At 68.0% G+C, this 25,683-nt stretch carries 19 protein-coding genes; 11 read left to right on the top strand and 8 right to left on the bottom strand.

Annotation, left to right across the window (positions count from 1 at the left end; all coding sequences use genetic code 11):
* Positions 1–5 precede the first annotated feature (5 nt).
* From LZ199_RS04415 to LZ199_RS04405, 3 genes are all read left to right on the top strand, one after another.
* Complete coding sequence (locus tag LZ199_RS04415; RefSeq protein WP_323389179.1) at positions 6–584, top strand: imm11 family protein; 579 nt, start codon at positions 6–8, stop codon at positions 582–584.
* A gap of 159 nt (positions 585–743) precedes the next feature.
* A complete protein-coding gene (locus tag LZ199_RS04410) occupies positions 744–1,553 on the top strand; it encodes a VOC family protein (protein ID WP_253992376.1) in 810 nt (269 codons plus the stop codon).
* Positions 1,554–1,558: 5 nt separating this feature from the next.
* Positions 1,559–2,047, top strand: a complete 489-nt coding sequence (locus LZ199_RS04405) for a VOC family protein (protein WP_253992375.1) — start codon at positions 1,559–1,561, stop codon at positions 2,045–2,047.
* Positions 2,048–2,141: 94 nt separating this feature from the next.
* On the opposite strand, the gene LZ199_RS04400 is transcribed toward LZ199_RS04405, so the two are convergent.
* The 4 genes from LZ199_RS04400 to LZ199_RS04385 form a co-directional block, all read right to left on the bottom strand.
* The gene (locus tag LZ199_RS04400; protein WP_253992374.1) at positions 2,142–2,660 is read right to left on the bottom strand and encodes a hypothetical protein; all 519 of its coding nucleotides are present in this window, start codon (positions 2,658–2,660) and stop codon (positions 2,142–2,144) included.
* Positions 2,661–2,916: 256 nt separating this feature from the next.
* A complete protein-coding gene (locus LZ199_RS04395; protein WP_253992373.1) occupies positions 2,917–3,417 on the bottom strand; it encodes a hypothetical protein in 501 nt (166 codons plus the stop codon).
* 190 nt (positions 3,418–3,607) lie between these two features.
* Positions 3,608–6,421, bottom strand: a complete 2,814-nt coding sequence (locus tag LZ199_RS04390; RefSeq protein ID WP_253992372.1) for a M20/M25/M40 family metallo-hydrolase — start codon at positions 6,419–6,421, stop codon at positions 3,608–3,610.
* Positions 6,422–6,483: 62 nt separating this feature from the next.
* A complete protein-coding gene (locus LZ199_RS04385; protein ID WP_253992371.1) occupies positions 6,484–9,987 on the bottom strand; it encodes a pyruvate carboxylase in 3,504 nt (1,167 codons plus the stop codon).
* Between the two features lie 119 nt (positions 9,988–10,106).
* Between LZ199_RS04385 and LZ199_RS04380 the strand changes: the two genes are divergently transcribed.
* Positions 10,107–11,477, top strand: a complete 1,371-nt coding sequence (locus LZ199_RS04380; RefSeq protein ID WP_253992370.1) for a cytochrome P450 — start codon at positions 10,107–10,109, stop codon at positions 11,475–11,477.
* Positions 11,478–11,489: 12 nt separating this feature from the next.
* Here the strand turns inward: LZ199_RS04380 and LZ199_RS04375 are convergent, their stop codons facing one another.
* Entirely contained in the window at positions 11,490–12,755 is a 1,266-nt protein-coding gene (locus tag LZ199_RS04375) for an MFS transporter (RefSeq protein WP_253992369.1), read from the bottom strand.
* A gap of 280 nt (positions 12,756–13,035) precedes the next feature.
* On the opposite strand from LZ199_RS04375, the gene LZ199_RS04370 reads away from it, so the two are divergent.
* Complete coding sequence (locus LZ199_RS04370; RefSeq protein WP_253992368.1) at positions 13,036–14,883, top strand: SBBP repeat-containing protein; 1,848 nt, start codon at positions 13,036–13,038, stop codon at positions 14,881–14,883.
* A gap of 43 nt (positions 14,884–14,926) precedes the next feature.
* On the opposite strand, the gene LZ199_RS04365 is transcribed toward LZ199_RS04370, so the two are convergent.
* Together LZ199_RS04365 and LZ199_RS46615 are read right to left on the bottom strand one after the other, a co-directional pair.
* Positions 14,927–16,363: a FlgO family outer membrane protein gene (locus LZ199_RS04365; RefSeq protein ID WP_253992367.1), complete on the bottom strand. Its 1,437-nt coding sequence runs from the start codon at positions 16,361–16,363 to the stop codon at positions 14,927–14,929.
* Entirely contained in the window at positions 16,360–17,091 is a 732-nt protein-coding gene (locus LZ199_RS46615) for a CsgG/HfaB family protein (protein WP_253992366.1), read from the bottom strand. Before LZ199_RS46615 ends, LZ199_RS04365 begins: the two co-directional genes overlap by 4 nt.
* Before the next feature lie 84 nt (positions 17,092–17,175).
* Between LZ199_RS46615 and LZ199_RS04355 the strand changes: the two genes are divergently transcribed.
* From LZ199_RS04355 to LZ199_RS04330, 6 genes are all read left to right on the top strand, one after another.
* Complete coding sequence (locus LZ199_RS04355; RefSeq protein ID WP_253992365.1) at positions 17,176–18,315, top strand: sensor histidine kinase; 1,140 nt, start codon at positions 17,176–17,178, stop codon at positions 18,313–18,315.
* 10 nt (positions 18,316–18,325) lie between these two features.
* Complete coding sequence (locus LZ199_RS04350; RefSeq protein WP_253992364.1) at positions 18,326–19,132, top strand: LytR/AlgR family response regulator transcription factor; 807 nt, start codon at positions 18,326–18,328, stop codon at positions 19,130–19,132.
* Between the two features lie 177 nt (positions 19,133–19,309).
* Positions 19,310–20,119, top strand: coding sequence for a hypothetical protein (locus tag LZ199_RS04345; RefSeq protein WP_253992363.1), 810 nt, complete (start codon positions 19,310–19,312; stop codon positions 20,117–20,119).
* A gap of 77 nt (positions 20,120–20,196) precedes the next feature.
* Positions 20,197–20,628: a WD40 repeat domain-containing protein gene (locus tag LZ199_RS04340; protein WP_323389231.1), complete on the top strand. Its 432-nt coding sequence runs from the start codon at positions 20,197–20,199 to the stop codon at positions 20,626–20,628.
* On the top strand, positions 20,612–20,839 hold the full coding sequence (locus LZ199_RS04335; RefSeq protein WP_253992361.1) for a hypothetical protein: 228 nt from the start codon (positions 20,612–20,614) through the stop codon (positions 20,837–20,839). The genes LZ199_RS04340 and LZ199_RS04335 overlap by 17 nt, the downstream gene beginning before the upstream one ends.
* A gap of 126 nt (positions 20,840–20,965) precedes the next feature.
* Positions 20,966–24,460 (top strand): Ig-like domain-containing protein, encoded by a 3,495-nt coding sequence (locus LZ199_RS04330; protein WP_253992360.1) that lies wholly within the window; start codon positions 20,966–20,968, stop codon positions 24,458–24,460.
* A 160-nt stretch (positions 24,461–24,620) separates the two neighbouring features.
* On the opposite strand, the gene LZ199_RS04325 is transcribed toward LZ199_RS04330, so the two are convergent.
* On the bottom strand, positions 24,621–25,517 hold the full coding sequence (locus tag LZ199_RS04325; protein WP_253992359.1) for a LysR family transcriptional regulator: 897 nt from the start codon (positions 25,515–25,517) through the stop codon (positions 24,621–24,623).
* Positions 25,518–25,683: the final 166 nt, after the last annotated feature.

The following is a 25,683-nucleotide window of genomic DNA, read 5'->3' as shown; positions in this document are numbered from 1 at the left end:
CCACAATGGGCTTCATGCCGATGCGGTACTTCGACCTGAAGGACGACATGCGCATCGGGGGGCGGTGGCTACTCGGCACCCCTAGGGATGTTCACGGTCGGGAGGTGGATGACCCGTGGATGTTCTATCGGGGCGAGCGACTCTCGGACCCGGGGCCTTTGACGCTCCCTGTCACGGTTCCCGGCAGGGCACTCGACTTCTCACGAGCGGCGTTCGCTGCCCCGGTGGTCCATGCCCGAGTGGCGTCCGTTCTCTCGGAACTTGCTTCCGATGCGGTGCAGACCCTGCCCGTGCAGATTGAAGGCCAGCCGGAGCCGTTCTTCATTCTCGTCGCGACTCAGCTCATTCAGTGCATTGACGAGCGAGCCTCAAGGCACATCAGGAAATGGACCCCTGAAGATGGGCGGCCCGAGAAACTGGGGAAGTATCGAGACGTGCGGGGCATGCGAATCGACTCGGCTCAGGTAGGGGACGCCAAGATCTTCCGCCCCCAGGGCTGGGCCATCGTGCTGGTCGTCCGGGAGGACATCAAGGAAGCCTTGGAACGCATGGGGGCTACGGGGGCGATGTTTGAAGAGGTCTAGTTTCAGGAGGTCTAATCCGCTGACCTGAAGTGGGAGCAGGACCTGCTTGACGGGCGTGTCGGCGGGCAGGCGTTGATGGCGTCGTTGCAGACAGGCCGAGGGACGGCAAGCGGATGTTCCAGGACGGCTTCGTGCCCATCATCCCGAGGGAGGAGTGACATGCACGGCGACTTCATCTGGTACGAGTTGATGACTCCCGACGCGAACAGCGCCCGCACCTTCTATTCCAAGGTTGTTGGCTGGACGATTGGGGCGTCGGGGGGTGAACCCGGCTATGCCATGATCGAAGGTTCCGAGGGCATGGTCGGCGGCATGCTGACGCTGTCCGCGGAGATGCTGCGGCACGGCGCCCGACCCGCATGGCTGGGCTATGTCGCGGTCGACGATGTCGAGCAGGCACTCACTTCCATCAAACAGCTCGGCGGCAAGGTCTGGATGCCCACCACGGAGATCCCTCAGGGGCGCTTTGCGATGGTCGCCGATCCACAGGGCGCCGTCTTCTACGTCATGACGCCCAAGCCGCCGCCGGGCCAGGAGGACAAGGAGAGCCTCGCCTTCTCCTATGAGCGCAAGCGCATCGGGCACTGCGCGTGGAACGAGTTGATGACCTCCGACCCCGCAGCCGCCCTGCGCTTCTACAGCCAGAACTTCGGTTGGGTGAAGGACGGCGAGATGGAGATGGGGCCGCTCGGCAAATACGAGTTCCTGAGCCATCCCTCGCGGCGAAGCGCAGGCACCATGGGGAGTGGCATGATCGGCGCGGTGATGCCGATGATGCCGGGCGCCCCTGGGCCCACCTGGTTGCACTATTTCCGCGTCGCCGATATCGACGCGGCGAAGGCGGCCATCGAGGCCCAGGGCGGGCGGGTGCTCAACGGTCCGAACGAAATCCCCGGCGGCGATTTCTCGATGAACGGGGTCGATCCGCAAGGCGCGGTGTTCGCCCTGGTCGGTGCAAGGAAAGGGTAAGTGAGATGGCGGAGAAGATTATCAATTGCCTGTGGTTCGACCATGGCGAGGCGCGCAAAGCGGCGGAATTCTACGCCAGCGTGTTCCCCAACAGCCGCGTCGGACCGGCCCACGAAGCCGCGACCGACTTTCCCGACGGCAAGGCGGGGGACGAATTGACCGTGGAGTTCACCGTCCTCGGCCGCGATTTCGTCGGGCTCAACGGCGGGCCGACGTTCAAGCCTGACGAGGCGGTCAGCTTCATGGTGGTGACAGAGAACCAGGAAGAAACCGACCGCTATTGGAATGCGATTGTCGGCAATGGCGGCGCGGAGAGCGCCTGCGGCTGGTGCAAGGACCGCTGGGGCTTTTCGTGGCAGATCACGCCGCGCGTGCTGCTCGATGCGACGACCCACCCCGACAAGGCGGCGGCCAAGCGTGCGATGGACGCGATGATGACGATGCGAAAGATCGACATCGCGAAGATCGAGGCCGCGGTCCGCGGGAGAGCCTGATGCGCATGGTGTCTGTCCGCTGTCACGCATGTGTCTCCAATGCGTGACGCTCGGAGCCCTGTCCACCGGGCTCCGAGCGCTCACTGCCTCGGGGCTACAGTCGCGGCAGGCACGACAGGCCGGGGACCGGCCCGTAGATGTTCGAGCCGGACTGCATCAGGATGTACTTGTTGACGCCATAGCCGAAGGGGCTCGTGTCGCCGTAGCAGGTCCGGTAGGAGTAGGTGCCGAAGAGCGGACCGAAGCCAGTCATGAACACATTGCCATCCAGATAGACGTGCAGGTGGTTGGCGCCCGGCGACGCGTTCAGGTAGCCGCTGAGCTGCCAGTCCACGACGAAGGGGCCCTGGAGCTGGTTGCAATCGGTCCGGATGAGGCCGTCCTGACACCTGAAGTAGTCCATACGGAGGGCAGGCCCGAAGCCGATCCGCGTATAGGCGGTGAACGCATTGAGGGAGATCTCGAGGGCGGCCGACTCCGGCGAGTTCTGCCAGTGGCCCACCAGATGCGCCTTGCTGAAGAAGGGACCATCGTCCGACTGGGCAAACGCTGCCTGGGGCAGGGCGGTGAGGCACACGAGAGCGAGCAACAGCGTGGCGGAACGACTGTTCATCGTGACACTCCTGTGGTGGTGAAAGGGCGCGTTGACGTGCCCGCTATCATACGCGCGGGAAGTAAATCATTGTGCAGGCGCCAGTGTTATGCTGTGGGTGCTTGTGATTGACTCCTGCTGGAACCTCGTTTCTTGAGAAGCCGCACGAAGACCTGCCGGAGAGGGCTTCCACATGAGCAAGCTTCAGGTGTTTGTCGTTGCGTCCGGCGCCATCACCCCGGAGAAGCTCATTCAGTGCCCCGTACCGCCCCCTGCCTTATCGGCAGTTCGCGGGCTCCTTGCAGGAGAACTCCAGGGACACAATCGCGGTGTATTGGTCGGGGAACGGTTCCTCTGGCAGGAAGTCACACGCCACCTGGGTCTCAATCAGGTTGCAGGCCCCGGCCGGGCACATCCTGGCTGCCCGTCTCTCCGCATGCTCACTCGCCTTGCCATAGGCCTGGGCGCAGTTGAAGCCATAGCCCCCGGCCTCCTCGACATGGCGGGTGCTTCCACAGGTACACGCCGGAGGACAGTAGGTCCGGGCGGCGTCACACTCCACCCAGCCGCCGTTCTCCGCCCCCGAGCTGCAGACTCCGTTCGCGGAGCTGCAGGACACAGCAGGGGCCGTCGTGCACTGCCGCGACACCTGACAGGACAGCTCCGCCTCGGAGCTCTCCAGAGACAGCGCCCCCTCTTCAGCCTCGCCCGCGTTGCACGCGGCCAGCACCACGACTGCCAGCAGGACACCACGGCGCCAGAGCTCATCGGTCTGCATTCGCATCCCGAGACGCTAGCGACTCCGGCGCCACGGCATCCATCGTGGGAACCCGCACCGACGGCTCGGTGGTTCGCGAGTTCCTCGTGCGAGGCGGAAACACCGCAGGCCCGGGGCGTCCTGCTGGAACGCCATCCGGGCCCGCTCTGTGATTCGGCTTCTGGAGCTCTCTGGAGCCCCCCTGGTGTACCTACCGAGGGCGCTTGCTCTCCTGGAACGTCACCTGGAGCGGGACTTCCTTGCCCTCACGCAGCACGCGCGCCTCCACCGTCTCGCCGGGCTTGGAGGAGTTGAGGACGAACATCAGGTCCTCCACGCCGCTGATGGCGTGCTTGCCCAACCGCACGAGGATGTCACCGCGCAGCATGCCGGCCTGGTCCGCCGCGCCTCCCGCACGCACGCCCGCGAGCAACATGCCCTTCTGTCCGTTGGGCGGGCCCGCGTAGTCCGGCACCGTGCCCAGCGACGCGTTGAAGCTGCGCAGGTCTCCACGCGGCGTAGGGGAGGGGACCTTGCGGTACGTCAGCGCCGTCGTCCCATCCAGGCCCACCGTCACGGCGGACACGATGCGCGCCACCTGTGCCGTACCCACCGCGTTGATGCCCTCCACGGTGTCCGTGGGCTTGTGGTAGTCCGAGTGCGCTCCCGTGAAGAAGTGCAGCACCGGCACGCCCGCCGCGTAGAAGGGCGAGTGGTCGCTCGGGCCATACCCATCACCGCTCGGGTTGCAGGTGACGCGCGCCTCGTCGCAAGCACGCGCGAGCAGCGGGCCCCACTCGGTGGCGGACTCGGCGCCCAGCACCGACAGCCCACCGGACCGCAGCCGTCCCACCATGTCCAGGTTGAGCATCGCGGTGACTTGCTTCATCCCCGCGTCCCCTCGCTGCCGGGTGAAGTGCGTGGAGCCGAGCAACCCCGTCTCCTCGCCGGAGAACGCGAGGAAGAGCACGTCGTGCTTCAGCTCCGCGCGGCGCTCCTTCAGCATGCGGGCAATCTCCAACATGGCCGCGACGCCAGAGGCATTGTCATCCGCGCCCACATGCGGCTCGTGCCGGTCCGGCATCAGCGAGCCCCGTCCGCCGAAGCCCAGGTGGTCATAGTGCGCGCCCACGACAATCGTACCCGGCAGCTTGCCCTCGCCAGCCTCCAGCACCGCCGCGACGTTGAAGGCCGAGCGCTGCTCGAACTCCAGCTTCACGTCGACCTGCGCGTCCACGCGCTTGCGCGCCAGCAGCGCCCCCATCACCGGCTCCATCGCCGCGCGCTTCACCACGATGACAGGGAGGCCCGCGTCGCCCACGCCTTCGGGATGCAGGGCGGGCAGGGTCGCCTCGGGAGGCATCTGCCACTCCTTGGGCGCGGGCGTGGGAGCCTGCGGCCAGTCCACGACGATGAGCGCCTTCGCGCCCCGCTGCGCCGCCTGCCAGGCCTTGTAGCGGAGGTCACCGAAGCGCCGCTGCTTGTCCGTGTCGGAGAACTCGGGCGCGTCCGGCACGAAGCGGCGCACCACGACAATCTTCCCCTTCACCGACAGCTTCGCGTAGTCGTCCACCTTGAGCGTCGGCTCGACGACTCCGTAGCCGGCGAACACCAGCGCGCCCTGCGCCTGTCCCTGCCCGGAGAAGCCGAGCACCGTGTACGCATCCGCCGGGAGCACCGTCTTCCCGAGCCGCACCTGCGTCCCAGCCCCCGGCTGCACGGCGGTGGTGACGGGGAACGCCTGCCGGAACGTCCCGGTGTCGCCCGCGGGCGTCAGGCCCAGCTCCTGGAACCGCGTCTCGATGAGTCCCCCCGCGGCGTCGATTCCCTTCGTGCCGATGCCCCGGCCCTCCTGCGCGGGCGCGGCGAGGAACGACACGTCCTCGCGGATGCGGTCCGCGGCGGCCGACGGCGCCCCCGAGGCCGGCTTCGCGTCGTCCACCCAGCGGGCGATGAACAGGTTGGTGTCGGTCTTGCCCTGCGCGGTGGCGCGGTTGCTGGAGAAGGCCAGCCACTTGCCGTCCGGCGAGAACATCGGGAAGCCGTCGAAGCCCGGGGCGTGCGTAATCCGCTCCAGGTTGGCGCCGTCGACGTCCACCGCCCAGATGTCGAACTCGCGGCCCTTCGGGTCTCCGTGGTTGGAGGCGAAGAGGATGCGCCGGCCATTGGGGTGGAAGAAGGGCGCGAAGGCGGCGCCGTTCAGCCAGGTGATCTGCTTCGCCTCCGAGCCGTCCGCGTTGGCCACGTACAGCTCCAGCTTCGTCGGCCGCACCAGGCCGCGCTTGAGCAGCCCCTGGTAGTCGTCCAGAGCCTTGCCGGGCTGCGGACGCGACGCGCGCCACACAATCTTGGAGCAGTCCGCGCTGAAGAACGCGCCGCCGTCATAACCGGGCGTGTGCGTCAGCCGCTTCACGTTCTTCCCGTCGCGGTCCATCCGGTACAGCTCCAGGTCCCCGTCCCGCACGGACGTGAAGATGATGGAGCCATCCTTCCCGCAGACGGTGCCCTCCGCGTCGTAACCCGGCGTCTCCGTCAGCCGCGTCAGCCCGCTGCCATCCGCGTTCGACTTGAAGATGTCGTAGGTGTCGTACAGGGCCCAGACGTAGCCCATCGAGTGGTCGGGCTTGGGCGGGCACGCCTCGCCGCCCAGGTGCGTGGAGGCGTAGATGACCTCCTGGTCGCCGGGCAGGAAGTGCGCGCACGTCGTTGCGCCCTGGCCGCTGGAGACGGGCGTCACCGTCGCCGCGGCGCCGCTCGCGGGGTCCACCGCCATGCGGTAGATGCGGTCACACCCCATGCCCTCGTGGCGGGCCTGGAGTGAGAGCTGCTTGCCGTCGAAGGCCCAGTAGGCCTCGGCGTTCTCACCACCGAAGGTCATCTGCCGCAGGTCGGCCAGCCGGACCTCCTCCGGGAGCGCGGGCGTCTGGGGCGGGGTGGACGCGGAGGCCTCCGAGGCCGACGGCGACGTCGCGGAGGGAGTGGCGCAGGAGACCAGGGCCAGGAAGGACAGGAGTGCACGCTTCATGGGGCGCGACCATGTCAAAGGCCGCGCCCACACTCAACGTTCCGCTGTTCCTTCTCACGGCCCTACTGGAGCACCACGAGCAGGTCTCCGCCCTGGACCGAGCCCTTCAGCGTGGTGGCGACCTCCGCGACGGTGCCCGCGCGAGGCGCTCGCACCACCGTCTCCATCTTCATCGCCTCCAGCGTGACGAGCGGCGCGCCCGCCTCCACGGCGGCCCCCGCCTTGATGTGCACGGCGATGACCGTGCCCGGCATGCTCGCGGCGACGTGGTTGGGGTTGGCGCGGTCCGCCTGTCGGCGCGACTCCACGCGAGCCGCGCGGCTGCGGTCCCTCACCTGCACCGTGCGGTTGTGGCCGTTGAGCGCGAAGTAGACGGTGCGCAGGCCGTCGTCGTCCGGCTCGCCCACCGCGGACAGGCTGATGACCAGCGTCTTGCCCGGCTCCAGGTCCACCCAGATCTCCTGTCCCACCTCCATGCCGTAGAAGTAGTTGGGCGTGTCCAGGATGGAGACATCCTCGAAGCGCGCGGCGTCGTCCAGGTAGCCCGCCATGACGCGCGGATAGAGCGCGCTGGAGATGGCGTCCACGCGAGACAGCGCCTGGCCCGTCTTCTTCGAGAGCTCCGTGCGCAGGGCCTCCAGGTCCAACGCGGGGAGGCTCGCGGACGGGCGGCCCTCCACGCGCGGCAGGCCCTTGAGCACCGCGGCGCGCAGGTCCTCGGGGAAGCCGTTGGGCGGCTGGCCCAGCTCGCCCCGGAAGTAGCCGACGACGCTGGAGGGGAAGTCCAGCCGGGGCGCCTCCGCGATGAGCTTCGCGTGCGTGAGCGTGGCGGCCTCCGCCAGCGTGGGCGCGCGCACCATCAAATCGTTCTTCAGGAGGAAGATGGCGAAGTCGCCCACCATCTTCGACGACGGCGTCACCTTGGGGATGTCGCCCACCAGCACGTTGACCAGCGCGAACGCGTCCTTCACGTCGTTCCACCGGCCGAGCAGCCCCATCTCCGCCACCTGCGGCCGGAGGTTGGAGTACTGACCGCCCGGAATCTCGTGGTAGTAGACCTCGCTCGTCGTGCTCTTGAGGCCGCTCTCGAAGGGGGCGTAGTACTCGCGCACATCCTCCCAGTAGTTGGCGAGCGGCTGGAGCCGCGCGTTCGCCAGCCCCGTCTCACGCGGGTGGCCGCGCAGGGCGCTCACCAGCGCGTTGAGGCTGGGCTGGCTGGTGAGGCCCGCCATGCTGCCCAGGGCCACGTCGACGATGTGCACCCCGTGCTCAATCGCCTCCAGGTAGCTGGCGATGCCATTGCCCGCGGTGTCGTGCATGTGCAGGTGGATGGGCAGCTTCGTCACCTCGCGCAGCCGGTCCATCAGCATGGCCGCCGCGCGCGGACGCAGCAGGCCCGCCATGTCCTTGATGCACAGGAAGTGCGCGCCCGAGTCCTCGATGCGCTTCGCCAGGTCCGCGTAGTAGTCGAGCGTGTACTTCTTGCGCTTGGGGTTGGCGACGTCGCCCGTGTAGCAGATGGCCACTTCCGCCACCTTGCCCGTCTGGAGCACGCGGCGGATGGAGACCTCCATGCTGCCCAGGTCATTGAGGCTGTCGAAGATGCGGAAGACGTCCACGCCCGCCTCGGCCGCCTCGTCGATGAACGCCTCCACCACGTTGTTCGGATAGCTGGTGTAGCCCACGGCGTTGGCGCCGCGCAGCAGCATCTGGAGCAGCAGGTTGGGCGCCGCGGCCTTCAGCGCGCGCAGCCGCGCCCACGGGTCCTCGTTGAGGAAGCGATACGCGGTGTCGAACGTCGCGCCACCCCAGCTCTCCAGGCTGAACAGGTCCGACGCCAGGTGCGCCGTGGCCGGAGCCACCCGCAGCACGTCCCGGGTGCGCATGCGCGTCGCCAGCAGCGACTGGTGCGCGTCCCGCATCGTCGTGTCCGTCAGCAGCACGCGCTTCTGTGCGAGCACCCACTCAGCCAGTCCGCGAGGGCCCTTCTCCGCGAGGATCTGCGCGGTGCCTCGGGGCGGGGGGCCGGGAGGCGCCACCGGCAGGCGCGGCTCCATGAACTGGGTGGGCTTGAGCCGCTGGTGGCTCTTGATGGTGGGGTGGCCGTTGACGATGACCTCGGCCAGATAGGTGAGCAGCTTGCTGGCCCTGTCCCGGCGAGGCACCAGGTGGAACAGCTCCGGCGTCTCGTCGATGAAGCGCGTGTACGTCTCACCCGCCTGGAACGCGGGGTGGTGCAGCACGTTCTCCAGGAAGGGGAGGTTGGTCTTCACTCCGCGGATGCGGAACTCCCGCAGGGCGCGCTGGCCCTTCATCACCGCGCCCTGGAACGTGGGCGCGTAGGCGATGACCTTCACCAGCATGGAGTCGTAGAACGGGGAGATGTGCGCGTTGGTGTAGCCGTTGGAGCCGTCCAGCCGGATGCCGAAGCCGGTGGCAGCGCGCCAGGCGGTGATGACGCCCGCGTCCGGCATGAAGTTGTTGGACGGGTCCTCCGTGGTGACGCGCAGCTGCACCGCGAAGCCGCGTGGCTGGATGGACTCCTGCGAGGGGATGCCCACCTCGGGCGAGCCGAGCGCATAACCCTCCGCGATGCGAATCTGGCTCTGCACCAGGTCCACGCCCGTCACCTGCTCCGTGACGGTGTGCTCCACCTGGAGTCGCGCGTTGCACTCGATGAAGTAGAAGTGGTCGTCGCCGACGAGGAACTCCGCCGTGCCGGCGCTGCTGTAGCCCGCCTCCTTCGCCAGCCGCACCGCCGCGTCGCAGATGGCGCGCTTGAGCGCCGGGGCCAGGTTGGGCGCGGGGGCAATCTCGATGACCTTCTGGTGCCGGCGCTGCACGGAGCAGTCGCGCTCGTGCAGGTGGACGAGCTGCCCGTGCAGGTCTCCCAGGAGCTGCACCTCGATATGGCGCACCCGCTCCAGGAACTTCTCCAGGAACACGGCCGAGGAGCCGAAGGCGCTCTTCGCCTCCGAGCGCGCCGAGTCGAGCGCCGCCGCCAGCTCCTTCTCCTCGCGCACCACGCGCATGCCGCGTCCGCCGCCGCCGTGCGCCGCCTTCACGAGCACCGGGCCGCCGTGCTCCGCGAAGAACTCCCGCGCGCGCTTCAGCACCTGGGCGTCGTCACCCTCCAGCGTCGTCCCCGGCACCGTGGGCACACCCACCTGCTTCGCCAGCGCCTTGGCGGCGACCTTGTCGCCCATGGTCCGCACGACGGCGGAGCTGGGGCCAATGAAGCGGATGCCCCGGCGCTCGCAGGCCTCGGCGAAGTCCGCGTTCTCCGACAGGAAGCCGTAGCCAGGGTGGATGGCGTCCACGCCGGCTCGCTCCGCCACGTCGAGGATTTCGTCGATGCCCAGGTAGGCCTCCACGGGGCGCTTGCCGTGGCCCACGCGGTAGGCCTCGTCGGCCTTGTGCCGGTGCTCGTGCGTCCGGTCCTCGTCGCTGTAGATGGCGACGGTGCGGATTCCAAGCTCGTTGCAGGCGCGAAACACGCGGATGGCGATCTCACCGCGGTTGGCGCACAGCACTTTCTGGATGGGTCTGAGGTCGGTGGAGGCCATGGCTTGGGGAAGGGGATAGGGCGCTTCGCCCTCCCGGCGCAACTGGCCCCTGGCGGGACGTCGGCTTCAAGTCAGTGCAGGGCTTGACGGTGGCAAGGCGACCGGAACAAATCGGGGTCATGGACACCTCTGTTCCCTCGCCCTCCGCGCGCCGCAAGGCCGGCCCTCGGGGATTGCCCGTGCTGGGAAGCTTCTTTCCCATGCTCCAGGAGCCGCTGGCCCTGGCCAACAAGCTCCACGCCGAATACGGCGACGTGTCCCTGGTTCGCGTCTACGGCTATCCGATTGCCTTCCTGAGAAATCCGGTGGACGTGAAGCGGGTGCTCATCGACGAGCCCCAGGCCTTCCCCAAGCCGCGCATCGTCAATCCCTTCAACGGCAACGGGCTCACCGTGAGCCAGGGGGAGCTGTGGAAGCGGCAGCGACACATGGTTCAGCCGATGTTTCACAAGGAGAAGGTCCGGCAGTGGTCGGGCATCTTCAGTGATGAGCTGGCCAAGGCGCTGCAGCGGTGGACGGCCCTGGGCGCCCAGGGCGAATCCTTCGACATGTACACGGAGGCCGCCCGCCTGATGTTCGCGGTGATGTGGCGCACGTGCTTCGACGAGGTCCCCCGCGAGGAGTTCTTCGCGGGCATCATGGACGCCATCGACGTGTTCGGTCGTCGGCGCGGCCCCTGGGGCACGCTGTACTACAAGGTGTTGCCCCGGTTGGATCCGAACATCGACCGCATCGGCATGGCGCTCTGGCTCGTCAACGGGTGGATCTACGCGCGGCTGGGACGGCGGCGCGAGCGCGGGGCGCAGGAGGGGGACATCACGCTCCTGTCCGCGCTGGTGGAGGCGCGGGCCCGGGACACGGGCGAGCCGATGGAAGACACGCAGGTGCGCGACGAAATCGTGAACCTCTTCGGCGCCAGCTTCGAGATGATCGCCACCTCGCTGACGTGGGCCGTGCACGCCTGCACGCAGCACCCGGAGGTGACGCGCGCCATCCGCGAGGAGGTGAGCGCTGTCTGTGGCAGCGAGCCGCCCAAGTACGAGGACGTGGCGAAGCTGCCGTACACGAACCGCGTCGTGCAGGAGATCAACCGGCTGAGCCCGCCCGCCTGGACCATCCTCCGGGAGACGGCGGACGAGGCGGAGGTGGGCGGGGTGCTGCTGCCCAAGGGCACCAACCTCCTCATGTGCCCGTACGCCATCCACCGGCACCCGGACCACTGGAAGGACGCCGACACGTTCGACCCGGACCGCTTCCTGCCGGAGCGCCTGGCGGGCATGCACAAGTGCGCCTACGTGCCCTTCGGGGCGGGCCAGCGCATCTGCGTGGGCCAGCACATGTCCCAGGTGGACACGGTGCAGACGCTGGCCACGCTGCTCCAGCAGTGCGACGTGGAGTACCTGGGGAAGAACCCCGTGGAGTGGCAGACGCGGCTGACCTTCGTGCCCAAGCGAGGCATGCCCATGCGGGTGCGCGCCCGCAAGGGCTGAAGGCCGGACACGTCAGGAGGGCTGGGAGCGCGCGCTGGCCTCGGTGGCCGCGTCCGGCGCGGTCTCCTCGAAGTCGAGGTCTCGGTGGAAGGTCTCCTCGATTCGCGTGAGTGCGAGCAGCGCGAGCCCGAAGCAGATGCTGCCCACGGTGATGGCCGCCATGGGCACGGAGATGTAGCCCTTGAGGACGGCGAAGCCGCTGGCGGCGATGGCCGCGGAGCCTCGCACGAAGTTGGGCACCGTCGTCGCCACCGTGCCGCGGATGTTGGTGCCGAACTGCTCGGCCGCCATCGTCACCAGCACCGCCCAGTAGCCCACCATGATGCCGATGAGGAAGCTCAGGATGTACACCGTGGTGCTGGTGAGCCCCGGGACGAGCCCGTAGACGAGCATCAGCAGGAACCCACCCACCAGGTTCAGCGCCACCGCGCGCTTGCGGCTCTTGAGCCACTGGCTGAACAAGCCCGCGAGCAGGTCGCCAATCGTCAGGCCGATGGAGCCATAGAGGATGGCGTTGCCCGCCGTCACCGTGCCCTGCACGTTGAGGCCTGCGGCCAGCTCCGGCGCGAAGGTGAAGAGGATGCCGGTGGTGAAGTAGATGGGCACGCCAATCAGGATGCAGCAGACGTACTTGAGGAACCGGCCTCCCTGGAGCAGTAGGAAGGGGTTGGCGCGCGACGGGTCCGTCTTCTTGGTGAAGAGCTCCGACTCGGAGACCTTGAAGCGGGCGAACAGCAGCGCCAGGCCCATGATGCCGCCGGTGAAGTAGGCCGTCTTCCAGTGCAGGTGCTGGCCCACGAAGGCCGCCGCCACGATTCCCAGCATGCCGAGCGTGGCGACGATGGTGGTGCCCAGGCCGCGCTTCTCCTTGGGGAGCGACTCGGCGACGAGCGTAATCGCCGCGCCCAGCTCGCCCGCCAGGCCCACGCCGCCCAGGAAGCGGAACACCGCGTAGCTCGTCACGTCCCAGGCGAACGCGTTCGCCAGGTTTGCGAACGAGTAGAGCAGGATGGAGCCGAACATCACCGACAGCCGGCCGCGCTTGTCGGCGAGCACGCCCCACAAGAGGCCGCCCACCATCATCCCCACCATCTGGCAGTTGTAGATGAGGATGCCCTTGGACAGCACCTCCTCCGGACTGGTGATGCCGATGTCCCGGAGCGACGCGGCACGCACCACGCCGAACAGCGTGATGTCGAAGAGGTCGACGAAGTAGCCGAGCCCGGCCACCAGCACCGTCAGGTTCAGGACCGAGCGCAGCTCACGCAGGAATTTCATGGGCGCGATTCAATGGGTTTGGTTCGTCGCGAGCAAGACCGATTCTTTCGACGCAGCGCGTGCAAAACGGGCCGGCTTGCAATGCGCCAGAAAATATGAACCGTGATTCAGGTCTCATCCCCGGGTGAGGCGGTTTCGTCCCTCGCCAGGGCGGTTTCGTCACATCCCGCGCCGGAGTCCGGCCTGGGGTCGGTATCTCCCGTTCCACCGGGGGCCTGGAGTCACGGGCCGCCGGAAGGCCGCGCGCACTTTCGCGCTCGCGGCGCGAGGAGGAGACACCATGAGATTCTTGAACGCGGTACGAGGAATGTTCCTGGCGAGCGCGCTGGCGCTCGTGGGCTGCCAGGGTGGGGAGCCGGGCGATGACGGCCCGACGGAGGCGCCGGGGAGCCAGGAGCAGCAGCTCAACAACTGCGTCAGCCTGGTGCCGGTGATGACCAGCAACGGCGCGCCGTCGGGCTTCGTCACCAGTTCGGGCGTGTACGGCTCGAATCCAGCCGCCTACGAGCCCTGGAAGGCGTTCGACAACGCCACCACCTTCTGGCTCTCCACGGCCAATGTGACGCCCGCGTGGCTGGGCTACGAGTTCGGCAGTGGCGTGATGAAGTCGGTGCGTCGCTACGCCATCAGCTACTCCAACGGCTCCATCACCACGCGCGCCCCGAAGAACTGGACGCTGGAGGGCTCCAACGGCAGCACCTGGGTGGTGGTGGACACGCGCACCAACGTGACGGGCTGGACCAACGAGCGTCGCGAGTACGACGTGGCGCATCCCGGCAACTACAAGAAGTACCGGCTGAATGTGTCGGACGACAACGACTCCCGCGCGGGCATCGTCGTCCTGTCCATTGGCAAGCTGGAGCTGTACCAGTGTGACGCGTTCCCCACGGTGGCGGACGTGTGGACGAAGACGTCCGGCGCTCCGGGGGGCTTCACCCGCATCCATGACCTGGCGGGCGACCCGGCGGGCCGCACCTACTCCACGGGCATGACGACGGTGGGCGTGGAGGGCCAGCCCATGGCGGGCTTGATGGACGGCTTCCTCACGGCGCGCGACTGGAACGGCAACATCAACTTCCACAAGCAGCTCGGCTCGCCGGGCACCGTCACCCTGGGCTACGGCGTCGCTCGCAACCGGACGTTCGAGGAGATCTACGTCGCGGGCTTCACGGACGGCGCGCTGCCTGGGGCCACCAGCAGCGGCGGGCGTGATGCGTTCATCACCCGGTACCGCTACACCGGCGTGTTCGGCTGGACGCGGCAGATTGGCCTTTCGGGGGCGCAGACGGAGGGCTACGGCGTGTCCATCGACTCGTCGGACAACGCCTTCCTGGTGGGCTCCACCAACGGCAACCTGGACGGCAACGTGCGCACCGGCAACTACGATGCGTTCGTCACCAAGTACAACGCCACGGGCGTGAAGCAGTGGACGCGTCTGCTGGGCGTGGCGGGGAAGACGACCCATGCGCGGCGGGCCTCCGCGGACACCTCCGGCAACGTCTACGTCTCCGGCTGGACGGACGGCAACCTGGACGGCCAGACGCTCACGGGCCCTCAGGATGCGTTCATCACCAAGTACGACGCGGATGGCGTGAAGCAGTGGACGCGGCTCGCGGGTGCTCCCGCCACGTCCGTGTGGCTCTACGGCTCCACGGTGGATGTGAACGGCAACGTGTACCTGACGGGCTACAGCGGCGGTGGCATGGACGGCGTGCCCAACGTCACTCCCGCCATCGACGTCTTCATCGCGCGGTTCAACCCGGCGGGCGTCAAGCAGTGGGTGTGGGAGCTGGACTCGGGCTCGGGCTCGTGGGGCATGGGCATCTTCGCCCATGACGACGGCATCTACGTGACGGGCGGCGCGGTGGCGGACGTGACGCTGACGTCCGACACCACGGGCGGCATGGTCCACAACTACGTGGCGAAGGTGAACTACTCCGGCGCGCTCCAGTGGATCAAGCAGCAGCCCACGGCGGTGCTCGGCGGCGTGGAGAAGGACGTGCGCAGCATGGGTGTCGTGGTGGACCAGGACGACAACATGTACGTCGGCGGCTACCTGGACGGGAACTTCGAGGGCAACACGCTGCAGGGTGCCCCCGACTCGTTCCTGACGAAGATCGCCCCGTAGTCAGGGGGCTGGAGGCGCGGCACGCGGTCCGGGTGCCGCGCCTTCATTCCTCGTCGCTTGGGCGGATGCTGAGCACCTGCTCTCGCGCGAAGCTGGCTTGTTCACCCTCGGGGTCGGCGGCGCGGTACGCGGCGAGCCGCTCGCGCGCCTCGGCATGGCGGCGCAGTCGGACGAGCGCGAAGATCTCCGACTCCCGGGCGCCCCGGGTGTGGTGCTTCTCGATGGCGGATGCGCCGTTGCCCCACAGCTCATAGTAGGCGCGGCAGGCCAGCAGGGCCTGGTGGTGGAGGTGACTGGTGCTGGGGGCGAAGCAGCGGTGGTAGTCGAGTTCCCGCCTCACCGTGTCGGTGGGCTTGCCTTGACGCTCGAGGTCCGCGATGCGCTGGGCCGCATGGAGCGCCTCCTTCGCCAGTCGCTCGCGCAGATCCTTGAGGGCTCGCTCCTCGGAGGCTCGCACCAGGGCGGAGGCGCGCATCATGGCGTCGACGGCTTCGGCCAGGACGCTCTGGGGATAGGTCCGCAGGAAGGTGTCTCCGGCGTCCCGCTCGGCTTCCCACTGTTCGAGCTTGCCGAACGCGATGAAGCGAAACCACAAGGCCGTCTCGGCTGGGAGGCGAAGTTGATACAGGGGAAGTCCCAACGGGAGGACTCGCTCGGTGTCCCGGACCAGCGTGCGCCAGCGCCCTCGGGCGTAGTTCGCGTCCAACAACCGCAACGCGGCCGAGGCGCGCTCCTCCGAGGGACGCTTGGGGTCCTGCATCGTGGCCCGCAGCTCCGCGTCGGCAGCCTCGCGGGCGGGGGTGGCGCGCAGGGCGTGCTCGGCCAGCCGCTTCTCCAGACGGGAGAGCTCCTCGCGGGCGTACTCGAAGCCAGGGGAGCCCGCCAGCGTCGCGCGCAGGAGCCACGCGCGCTCGTCCTCGGTGGGGGCCGCGAGCGCCCGTCCATAGGTCTCCAAGGCGAGCACCGCTTCTCGCCCCGAGGGCCGCTTCACGCGCGGCTTCACGGGCGAGCCGAGCAGCCGGGACGCCACCTGGTCCTGCAGCGCGAAGATGCGGTCCACGGGGCCGGTGACCTTCGCCGTGTCCAGCACGACGCCGGTCTCCACGTCGATGAAGCGCGCGTTGATGCGCACCTGCTGCTCCGCGCGCTGGATGCTGCCCAGCACCACGGTGCGGGCTCCGACGAGGCGGCCCACGCGGACCGCCGTCGACTCGGTGGACTGCTGTCGCTCCTGGAGATCCAGCTCCGCGAGGGCGGCGTCGAGCTGCTCGCGCTCCACCAGTTGGATGCGACCGCTGGCGCGCAGGTCGGAGATGAGCGTCTCCGTCATGCCGCGCGCGAGCCAGTCCAGCGAGGTGTCCGTGTTGAGGTTGCGGAACGGCATCACCGCCGCGGGCCCTGGCGGCGGCTTCGTGGGCTCCGCCGCGAGCGCCACGTGGGAGCACGCGAGGAAGAGCAGCAGCCAGCGGGGCGCGGTCATGGTCGCAGTCTCCCGGGCAGGCGGGGCAGCAGCGCGCGCACCTCGGCGGCGAGCGCATCCTGGACCGCGAAGGAGTTGCTCACGGGCCCTTCCACGCGCGCTGTGTCGAGCACCTCGCCGGTCTCCACGTGGACGAACCTCGCGGCGATGCGCAGCACGCCGCCCGCTTGCTGGAAGCCGCCGAGCACCACCACCTCCGCGCCGACGATTCGGCCCAGCCGGGCCCGGGTCTCCGGGTCCACCCGCGCGCCCTGCGTGAAGTCCTGCTCCTCCATCGGCAGGTCCAACTGCCCGCGTTCGATGAGTCGCATCCCGGGCTGGTCGCCTACGTCGGTGACCACCGCTTCGGACAGGGCCAGCTCCAGGGGCGTGAGCGAGGTGTCTCCACTCAGGTTCCGGAACTTCAGCACGCAGACCCGCACGGGGCCGGTGAGGGCAGGGGGCCTGACCTCGGGCAACGGAGGGGTGTTCGCGGTCGGCGCGGCTGGGGCGGGTGTCGTGGGCGCGGGACGGAGCAGGAACGCGGCCACGCCGGGGATGGCGAGTCCCAGGGCCACGAGCAAGGCGGTGCCGATAACCGTGATACGGGCGCCTCGCGCGGGCTGGCTCGGAGGTGCGGTGTCGGGTGAATCGTCCAAGGCGTACAGCGTGCCGGAGCGCACCTGGGACGAGGGAGGAGACGGCGGGCGGGGTTCATCGGGCTCGTGGCCCGGAGTGGTCCTGTTCACGGAGCGCGAGCAGCATAACCGAAGGCGCTGTTTCGCTTCGTGGGGGGCTCTCGAAACCAGGCGCTTCCGCTACGCTGCTTCGCCGTGGCCGCGAGCGATGCCGTGAACCCGGGGGAGGTGACGGACGCTCGAGGCCCGGCGGGGCTCGCCACGCGTGCCCTGTCTCCCGGGCGCCTGTGGCTGCTCGGCATGGCCGTGGGGCTGCTCGCCGCGCTGCCTCATGCGGTGGGGGCGTATGCCCGCGAGCCTTCGGCGTTCGGCTTCAAGCTGGCGCTGGCCATGGTGCCCTACAGCGTCTGGGCGCTCCTGGGGCCCCTGATGCTGGCGACATTCGTCCGGGTGACTCGGGATGCGGCTCCCAGGGTTCGCGACCTGGGCCTGCTGGTGGCCCTCGGCAGTGGCTTCGTGCTGCTGCATGCGCTCCTGCTCGCGCTGGCGCGCTCGTGGCTGGAACAGTGGGATGCGGGCGGCGTGTCGTTCAGCGAGGGGCTGCGAGGGCTCCTCTTGGAGCGAGGGGCGCTGGGGTCCTTCGAGTATCTGCTCTTTCTCGCGGCCTGGGCCGCGTTGAGCGCGGCGCGCCGGGCGCGAGAGCGTGAGCTGGCGGAGTCGCGGTTGGTGGCGCGGCTGGCCGAGTCCCGGCTCCAGGCCCTGCGTGCCCAGTTGGATCCGCACTTCCTCTTCAACACGTTGAACGCCGTGGTGGGCCTGGTGCGCCAGTCACGCAACCCGGAGGCGGTCGACGCGCTCGTGGAGCTGGGGGACCTGCTGCGGGCCAGTCTGGAGGGGCGCGGGGACCATGAGGTGCCCCTGTCCGAGGAGCTGGAGCTGGTTCGTCGCTACCTGGGCATCGAGCAGCTTCGGTTCGGTCGACGGTTGGAGTCGCACCTGGAGCCGGAGGCGGAGACATTGATTGCTCGGGTTCCTTCGCTCGTGCTCCAGCCGCTCGTCGAAAATGCCATCAAGCATGGGACCTCGCGGCGTGTGTCTCGGGGGCATGTGTGGGTGCGGGCCATGCGCCAGGGAGACCGGCTGGTGCTCGAGGTGCGGGACGATGGGCCCGGGCTTCGAGCGGGTGGGGCAGGGGGCACGGGGATTGGCGTGGCCAACACCCGGGCTCGCATTCGCCAGCTCTATGGCGAGCGGTATGGCCTGACGCTGGAGAATGCGCCAGGCGGGGGTGTGATTGCCCGGGTGGAGTTGCCGTTCGTGGTGTTCGAGGCTTGAGGGGGCAACCGTGGAAGGTGGTTGGCGAGTGCTGGTGGTGGATGACGAGCCGTTGGCTCGGGACAACGTGAAGCACCTGCTCGCGCGGGCGCCCGACGTCACGTCCATCCGGGAGTGCGAGGGCGGGCAGGAGGCGGTGGAGGCGATTCTCCGCGAGCGGCCGGACCTGGTCTTCCTGGACGTGCAGATGCCGGAGGTGGATGGCTTCGAGGTGCTGCAAGAGGTGGGGCCGGAGCGGATGCCACCCGTCATCTTCGTGACGGCGTTCGACCGCTACGCGGTGCGGGCATTCGAGGCGAATGCGCTCGACTACCTGCTCAAGCCCTTCAGCGACGTGCGCTTCAACGAGGCGCTGGAGAAGGCGCGCAAGCAGCGGGCGACGGGGAAGGACAGGGCATTGCTGGAGCGACTGTCGGCGTTGCTGGAGACGTACCGGACGCCGGCACCGTCGGGGCAGGAGACGTCTTCCTCCGAGGCGCCGTATCTGGAGCGCATCGCGGTGAAGACGGACGGCAAGGTGTTGCTCATGCCGGTGGCGGAGCTGGACTGGTGCGAGGCGGAGGGCAACTACGTGGTGCTGCACTCGGGAGGCCGCAGCCCGATGCTGCGCGAGACGCTCAACCGCGTGGAGCAGTTGCTGGACCCGAAGTGCTTCGTTCGCGTGCACAGGTCCACGCTGGTGAATGTGAACCGCATCCGGGAGCTGGAGCCCGACGTGGACAAGGGCTGGGTGGTGGTCCTGCGAGATGGGACGCGGCTGCGCTTGAGCCCGGGGCGGAAACCCGCGGTGGAGGCACTGCTGCGGCAGTCGTTCTGAGCCGCGCATCCTCCGCTGACCCATGCCCAGGTTCGTGTGAAACTCGATGCACACCTGTCGTTGGAAGCCTGCCCAGGTGTGCAAGCCGTTGCACCCTCTGCCCGGAGCCGTGACGGGTACACTGAATGCAATGCCCATATCCGGGCCGCTGTCGGCCCCTTCCTGGGAGGCCCGCACATGCGAATGGGTTTCAACGGTATCGGCGGTTGGGTTCTCGGCGGACTCCTCACCCTCGCGGCCTTGCATGACGCTCAAGCCGAGCAACCCTCCGAGGCCGACAAGCCCGTGGCCGTGGTCCTGGGCCGCGAGATTCCCCGCGCGGCGTTGGCTTCGGACGACAAGACGCGTCAGTCCGAGCGCGCGGCGCGGAAGCCGGAGGACTTTGCCCGCTGGGAATCCATGAACGAGGTTCAGCGGCTCATGGGGCTCGTGCTGGGCCCGCTCCTGAAGGACTACGCCCGATACAAGGGCCTGGAGCCCACGAAGCAGGAGGTTCAGGACTACATCAGTGCGTTCTCCCGGCACAAAGAGGAACTCATCGCCCGGGAAAAGGAAGACAACGAACGACGACGCCAGGAACTCCGACGTGTGGACCTGCCGCCCGCGAAGCGCCAGTCGCTTCAGACCGAACTGGAGTCGTCGGAGCAGCTCGTGAAGGCTTTCTCGGAGGAGACGGACGAGGACCCCTCCCTCGCGGCGGAGGAGTCCGAGATGCTGGCCCGCTCGATGGTTCTCTCGTGGAAGCTCCAGCGCGCCCTGCACCGCGAGTACGGAGGCGACATCATCTTCCAGCAGGCGGGCCCGGAGGCGGTGGGGGCCTACCTGCCGTTCCTGGAGGCGCGCATGAAGGCGGGTGACTTCAAGATCCTCGACGAGGCGCTGGGTCGCCGCTTCTGGGACTCCGTGCGCCGGGCACCAGGCATCCGAATGGAGTCCAACACGCTGGAGACGCCGTGGTGGTTGATGCGCCCGGACCGGAAGCGCTGACGCCTGTTGCCTCTCCGTAACTGATGCCCAAGCCTCTCGTGGTAGCGTGAGGCGCGGAGCCAAGGAGGGGCCGGTACATCGCCACCGGAGAGGCGTACGCGACCGTCCGTCTATGGGATGCGGTCACCGGCAAGGAACCCCAGCTCCTGCCTCACGGCGCCTCCGCCGAGAGCCGCACCTATGCCCCCATCTACGCCCTGGCCTTCAGCAATGATGACCAACGGCTCATCACCGTGGCCAGTGACGACCGGCTGCGCGTGTGGGACGTGGCCACCGGCCGGCTGAAGTCCAGCCTCACCATGCGCGCCAACTTCCACCGGTTCAGCTCCGATGCGCGCTTCCTCGCCGCTTGGACCGGAGAGGACGCACGGTTCAATCTCTACTCCGTGTGGGATGTGACTTCGGGGAAGCGGCTCAGGCAGTTCAAAGGCCGGCGCACCCGGGTGAGCGACCTGGCAATCAGCCCTGATGGCCTCCGTGCGGGTGTGGGACGTGAAGACGGGGAGTGAGCTGCCCTCGCTGCGTTACGAAGGGCGGCTCGCCGCACTGGCATTCAGCCCGGATGGTCGTCTGCTGGCGGGCGCTGGGGATGACCACCTCGCGCGAGTGTGGAGCGTGGCTGGAGACACGCAGGTGGCGAAGCGAACCGCCGGAGCCAATCCCAAAGCGAAGAAGCCCGCTCCCATGTGCCCTGCCGTTCTCAAGGCGTCCCTCAAGTAGGGACGTATTCTTCCACCAATCCAAGACAAGTCAGGCTCAGGGTCACCCGTGTTTCCTTGGGTGTGATGGACTGCCACACTGCCGGTGCGCTAGTGGCGTCAGTCCATGACCCCAAGAATGAGTGGCATGGCTGGATTGTGGGTGGCGATGCTCGCCATCGCCGGGTGTGCGAAGGACGGTGAGCAGGAGCTTCGCACGGGGACCGTACGGCAGGCGGTGACGTCGACGGTGTCCGTGTCCGAGGCGGTGGAGTTCACCAGTCAGGGCATCACTCCGAACGGCGCGGCGTACCGCAATAGCCCGCTGATGGGCGTCTTCCAGACCGAGGACTACGAGATTCAAGCGCTGCTGCGCTTCCCGCAGCTCGGCGTGCCCGCCAGGTCCGTGGTTCAGAGCGCGACGCTCCGGTTCGCCGTGGAGACCTATACCGACGACTTCGCGATTCGCGGCTCGTATGTCCAGACGCCCTGGAGCTATCTCGCCGCGGGTCTGGGTTGGCAGTTCCGTGATGACGGCCTCGAGTGGGAGCGGCTGGGCGGAGTGGGGCAGGGGACGGACCTGGTCGCCGGCACGTCGTTCCAGGTCACCACGTTTCCGAGCATCGTCAGCGTGCATGACGTGCCGCTCGACGTGGCCGTGGTGCAGTCGTGGGTCGATGACCCCTCCACCAACCAGGGGGTGATGCTGGCCAACTCGAAGGTCGGCAAGGTGGCCAAGGTGTTCTCCAGCCTGGCGACCCAGCCCGAGCGCCGGCCAGTCCTCACCATCGAGTACACCGCGCCCACGCCGACCAGCGACACCTCGGCTCCCACCGTGGCGATTACTTCGCCCGTCGGTGCCACGACGGTGGACGGTCTGGTCGGAATCACCGTGACGTCCAGCGACAATGTCGGCGTGACGAACGTGCAGCTTCGCATCGACGGCCGCAACCTCTCCTCCTCGCAGCTGAACACCACCCAGTTCCGCAACGGTGACCACGTGCTGACCGCGCACGCGCGCGACGCCGCTGGCAACCTCACCACCTCCGCCCCCGTGCGAATCACCATCGACAACGAGCTCGTCGACACGGGCCCGCCTCAAGTCCAGGTCACCACGCCCATCGCCAACGAGACGGTGAGCGGGCCCTTCACGGTGCGGATGAGCGCGGTGGATGACATTGGCGTCACCCGGGTGCACGTCGAGCTCGACGGCGTCCAGGTGGGCGACGCGGACCTGGCCGCGCCCTGGTCCGTAGCGCTCGACACCGAGACGCTGCAGCCCTACGGCACCCGGCAGTTGAGGGCGGTGGCGCGTGACGCGGCTGGCAACGTCGGTGTCTCGACACCGGTCTCCATCACCGTGAGCGCGCCACCGCCCGACACCAGTCCGCCGCAGGTCCAGATTGTCTCGCCCGCGAGTGGCGTCACAGTGGGTGGCACCCTCCAGATCAAGATCGACGCGCAGGACAACGTGAGGATCGCCGGCGTCCAGTTGAAGGTGAACGGCCAGAACGTCGGGAGCGAGGACCTCACCTATCCCTATTGGATCAGCGTCCACACCACGCAGGTCGGCGATGGCACCTTCCCGGTGACTGCGGTGGCGAGGGACCGCGCTGGCAATCTCACCACGTCGGCGCCCATCACGCTCACCATCGCCAACGGGCCCCCAGTGGGGCTCCCCATCCCGGTGGCGCACCCTCGGCTCTGGTTCACCGCCGCCCGGCTGGCTCGCGCCCAGGCGTACTTCGCGCTGAACCCCTACACACCGGTGTCTGTCGTGCAGGGGCCTGAGCAGGCCATCGATGCCGCGATGCACTCGCTCATCACCAGCACCCCGGCATCGTGCCGCGCCGCGATTGACTGGGCGGTGGCCACCCAGATCCCCATCACCGAGAACACGGTGTCGAGCGACCCGGCGCGCTGGTTCGGCGAGGGCATCATCCTCACCTATGACTGGTGCTACGCCCACCTGCTGCCGGCCGAACGCACGACCTTGGAGACCCGCTGGAACTTCGTCATCCAGGCACTCAATGACAATCCGTGGGGCGGTCTGGGCATGGAGGGCAACAACTACTACACGGGTTATTTCCGCAACTCGCTCCTGTGGGCCATCGCGAGCTGGCATGAGAACCAGCCGTACGCCAACAACCTCCTGCAGTACGCGATGAAGTCGCGTTGGCGGTTCTCGCTGCTGCCGTATCTGGAGGGAGGCGCCGCGGGCGGTGCCCCTCATGAGGGGTCGACGTACGGCCGCCGGACGTTCGGCTACATGACGGTGCCGTTCACCTCGCTCGGCCTGCATGGGCATGACATGTGGAACCAGACGGACTACTTCATGGAGTCGGTCTTCTGGTCCATCTACTCGACCACGCCGGGACTCAGCCGGAGGGGCCAGTTCCAGCTGTTCGAGACGTTCCCGTTCAATGACGACGAGCGCTGGCTGGACCGGTGGGATACCAACAACACCTCGCAGACCACGCTGGGCAGCTACTTCGCGCCGTTGATCGAGGAGTGGTCGGACCAGCCCATCGCGGGCTATGCCAAGCGCTTCCTGGAGCTCACGGGACATCCGATTGACGACCGTCTGGTCCGGTATGTCTACAGCGCCTCGGTGGCGGCGGTGACTTCGAGGGACCTCGCCGAGCTGCCGCTCGACTATCACGCGCGCGGGCTGGGCATGGTGTATGCCAAGACGTCGTGGGCGTCCGATGCGACGATGATCAACCTGCAGTTCGGGCAGACCGCCAACGCGGGGCATGCCCACCGTGACGCCGGCAACTTCCAGTTGTGGCGAGCCGGCGAGTTCCTGGCCCGTGAGACGGTGGGCTATGCGGACTCGATTGTCGGCTACGCGGGTGGCGCGGCGGTCGACACCGAGTCGCCGGTGGCGCACAACACCCTCCTGTTCGAGGGCATGGGCACTGTCGGCTACTACCACCACGTGCCGCAGATGCTTCGGCTCTCGTCGTCGGCGGTGGCCAACTACGCCGCTGTCGACCTCACGGGTGTGTATGACGTGAATGACGAGTGGGCCCACCGCGAGGCGGAGGTCGGCAACCCCTACGCCGGCAGGGTGGTGCGCGAGACGTTGTTCATCCGTCCGCTGGAGACGCTCGTCGTGTTCGACCGGGTGGAGAGCGGTCAGAATGACGCATCGGTGGACAAGACGTTCTTGATCCACTTCCCGTCGAACCCCGTGCTCACGGGCAACACCTGGGCGGCGACCAGTGGAACCCAGGCCCTGCGGGTCAGCACGCTGGTGCCGGCCAGCCCGATCCGGCGGGTCATCGATGAACGCGGTCCGATTCGTCAGGATGGCACCTACCCGTACCGGGTCGGCCAGTTCCGAGGGGAGATTGAAACCAGCGGACAGGTGGTGAGCCACTTCCTGAACGTGGTGCAGGCCAGGGCCGTGACGGGTGGCGCGGACCTCCAGCTCACCCTCAACGAGACGTCGACTTCGTACACGGTGACGATGGTCCACCCGACCCGGGGGAGCGCTGCGGTCACCTTCGAGAAGGGGATTACAAGCTCGGGCGGCAGCTTCGGCTACGCCGCCAGTGGCGCGGTGACGCAGGCGCCGCTGCGCGCTGGCGTCCAGTCGATGACCGTCACTCCGAGCGGGCCGGTGTGGGCGCCCTGATTCGCGCATAGCCGTGGGCTGGGTGCACGTCTTCTATGTGGAGGCGTGCATGCAGTGCTCTCGTCAATGGAGGAGGCCGTTCTCATGGCCTCCTCCTTCCCTGGCATTCGAGTCCGCGCGCTTGGAGCGGACTCTCGCGACGTGCCCGACTTGGGTTGGCTCATACGCCGTGCGTCGCCTCCGCGAGGGCCGCCGGAATCGTCTCTCGCATCAGCTCCACGAACCTGCGCAGTCGCGCTGGATGGAAGCGCGCATACGGGTAGAGCAGGTACATGGGCAGCGGTGCGGCCCGCCAGCGTGGCACCAGTCGCACGAGCCGGCCGCTCACGATGTCCTCTCGGAGCACCCAGGCTGAGGCCACTCCAACGCCGAGCCCGCTCACGGCAGCGCTCCGGAGTGCGTAGAGGCTGTCGGTGCTCATGCGGGGATTGAAGGCGATGGATTGGACCTCGCCGGTGTCCGCGTGGGTCAGTGAGAGTTCGTTGCGATAGAACGTGCGCAGGGAGAGCCACGGTAGTCGTGCCAGCTCGTCGGGATGGGTCGGCACGGGGACGTTCGCGAGCACCGATGGCGCGGCCACGACGATGCGCGGCACATCGGCCACCCGGATGGCCACCACGCTGGGGTCATGCACCTCGCCGACGTGGATCGCGCAGTCGATACCATCCGCGATGAAGTCCACCGCCCGGTCATGCAGCAGCCATTCGACCGACACCCGCGCGTGGCGGTTCAGGTACTGCGTCAGCGGCTCCACCAGCAACTGTTGCCCGAAGGCATGGGGCACGACGACGCGCAGCGTGCCCTCGGGTTCGTCGCTCGCGCCCCGCAGGTCGGCTTCGAACATCTCCCAGTTGGCCAGCAGCTCCTTCGCGCGCTCGTAGCAGCGGGCGCCGTCTTCGGTGAGCTTCATCGCATGCGTGGAGCGTTGAAGCAGCCGAAGCCCCAGCGAGCGTTCGAGCGCCTGAAGCCGCCGGCTCACCGTCGGCTGCGTGGTGCCCAGCTGGGCCGCGGCGGAGGACAGACTCCCGGCGTCGACGATGCGGAGGAAGGTCTGCATCAGCTCGAGCCGGTCGGCCGTGGGCTGTGCGTTCCGACTCGGAGACTCACTCGGTCGACCAGGCTTGGAAGGGCGGGGTTTCATGCGCTGAGCGTATAACCGCTGTGCGGAGTGCGCTACTACCGACCCTCTTCCCCCAGGAACACACTCACCTCGACTCGCACCA

It is taken from the genome of Myxococcus qinghaiensis (assembly GCF_024198215.1).
Taxonomy (GTDB): Bacteria; Myxococcota; Myxococcia; order Myxococcales; family Myxococcaceae; genus Myxococcus; species Myxococcus qinghaiensis.
Note: the sequence above shows the minus strand (reverse complement) of the source record. Positions and strands in the feature narration are given on the sequence as shown.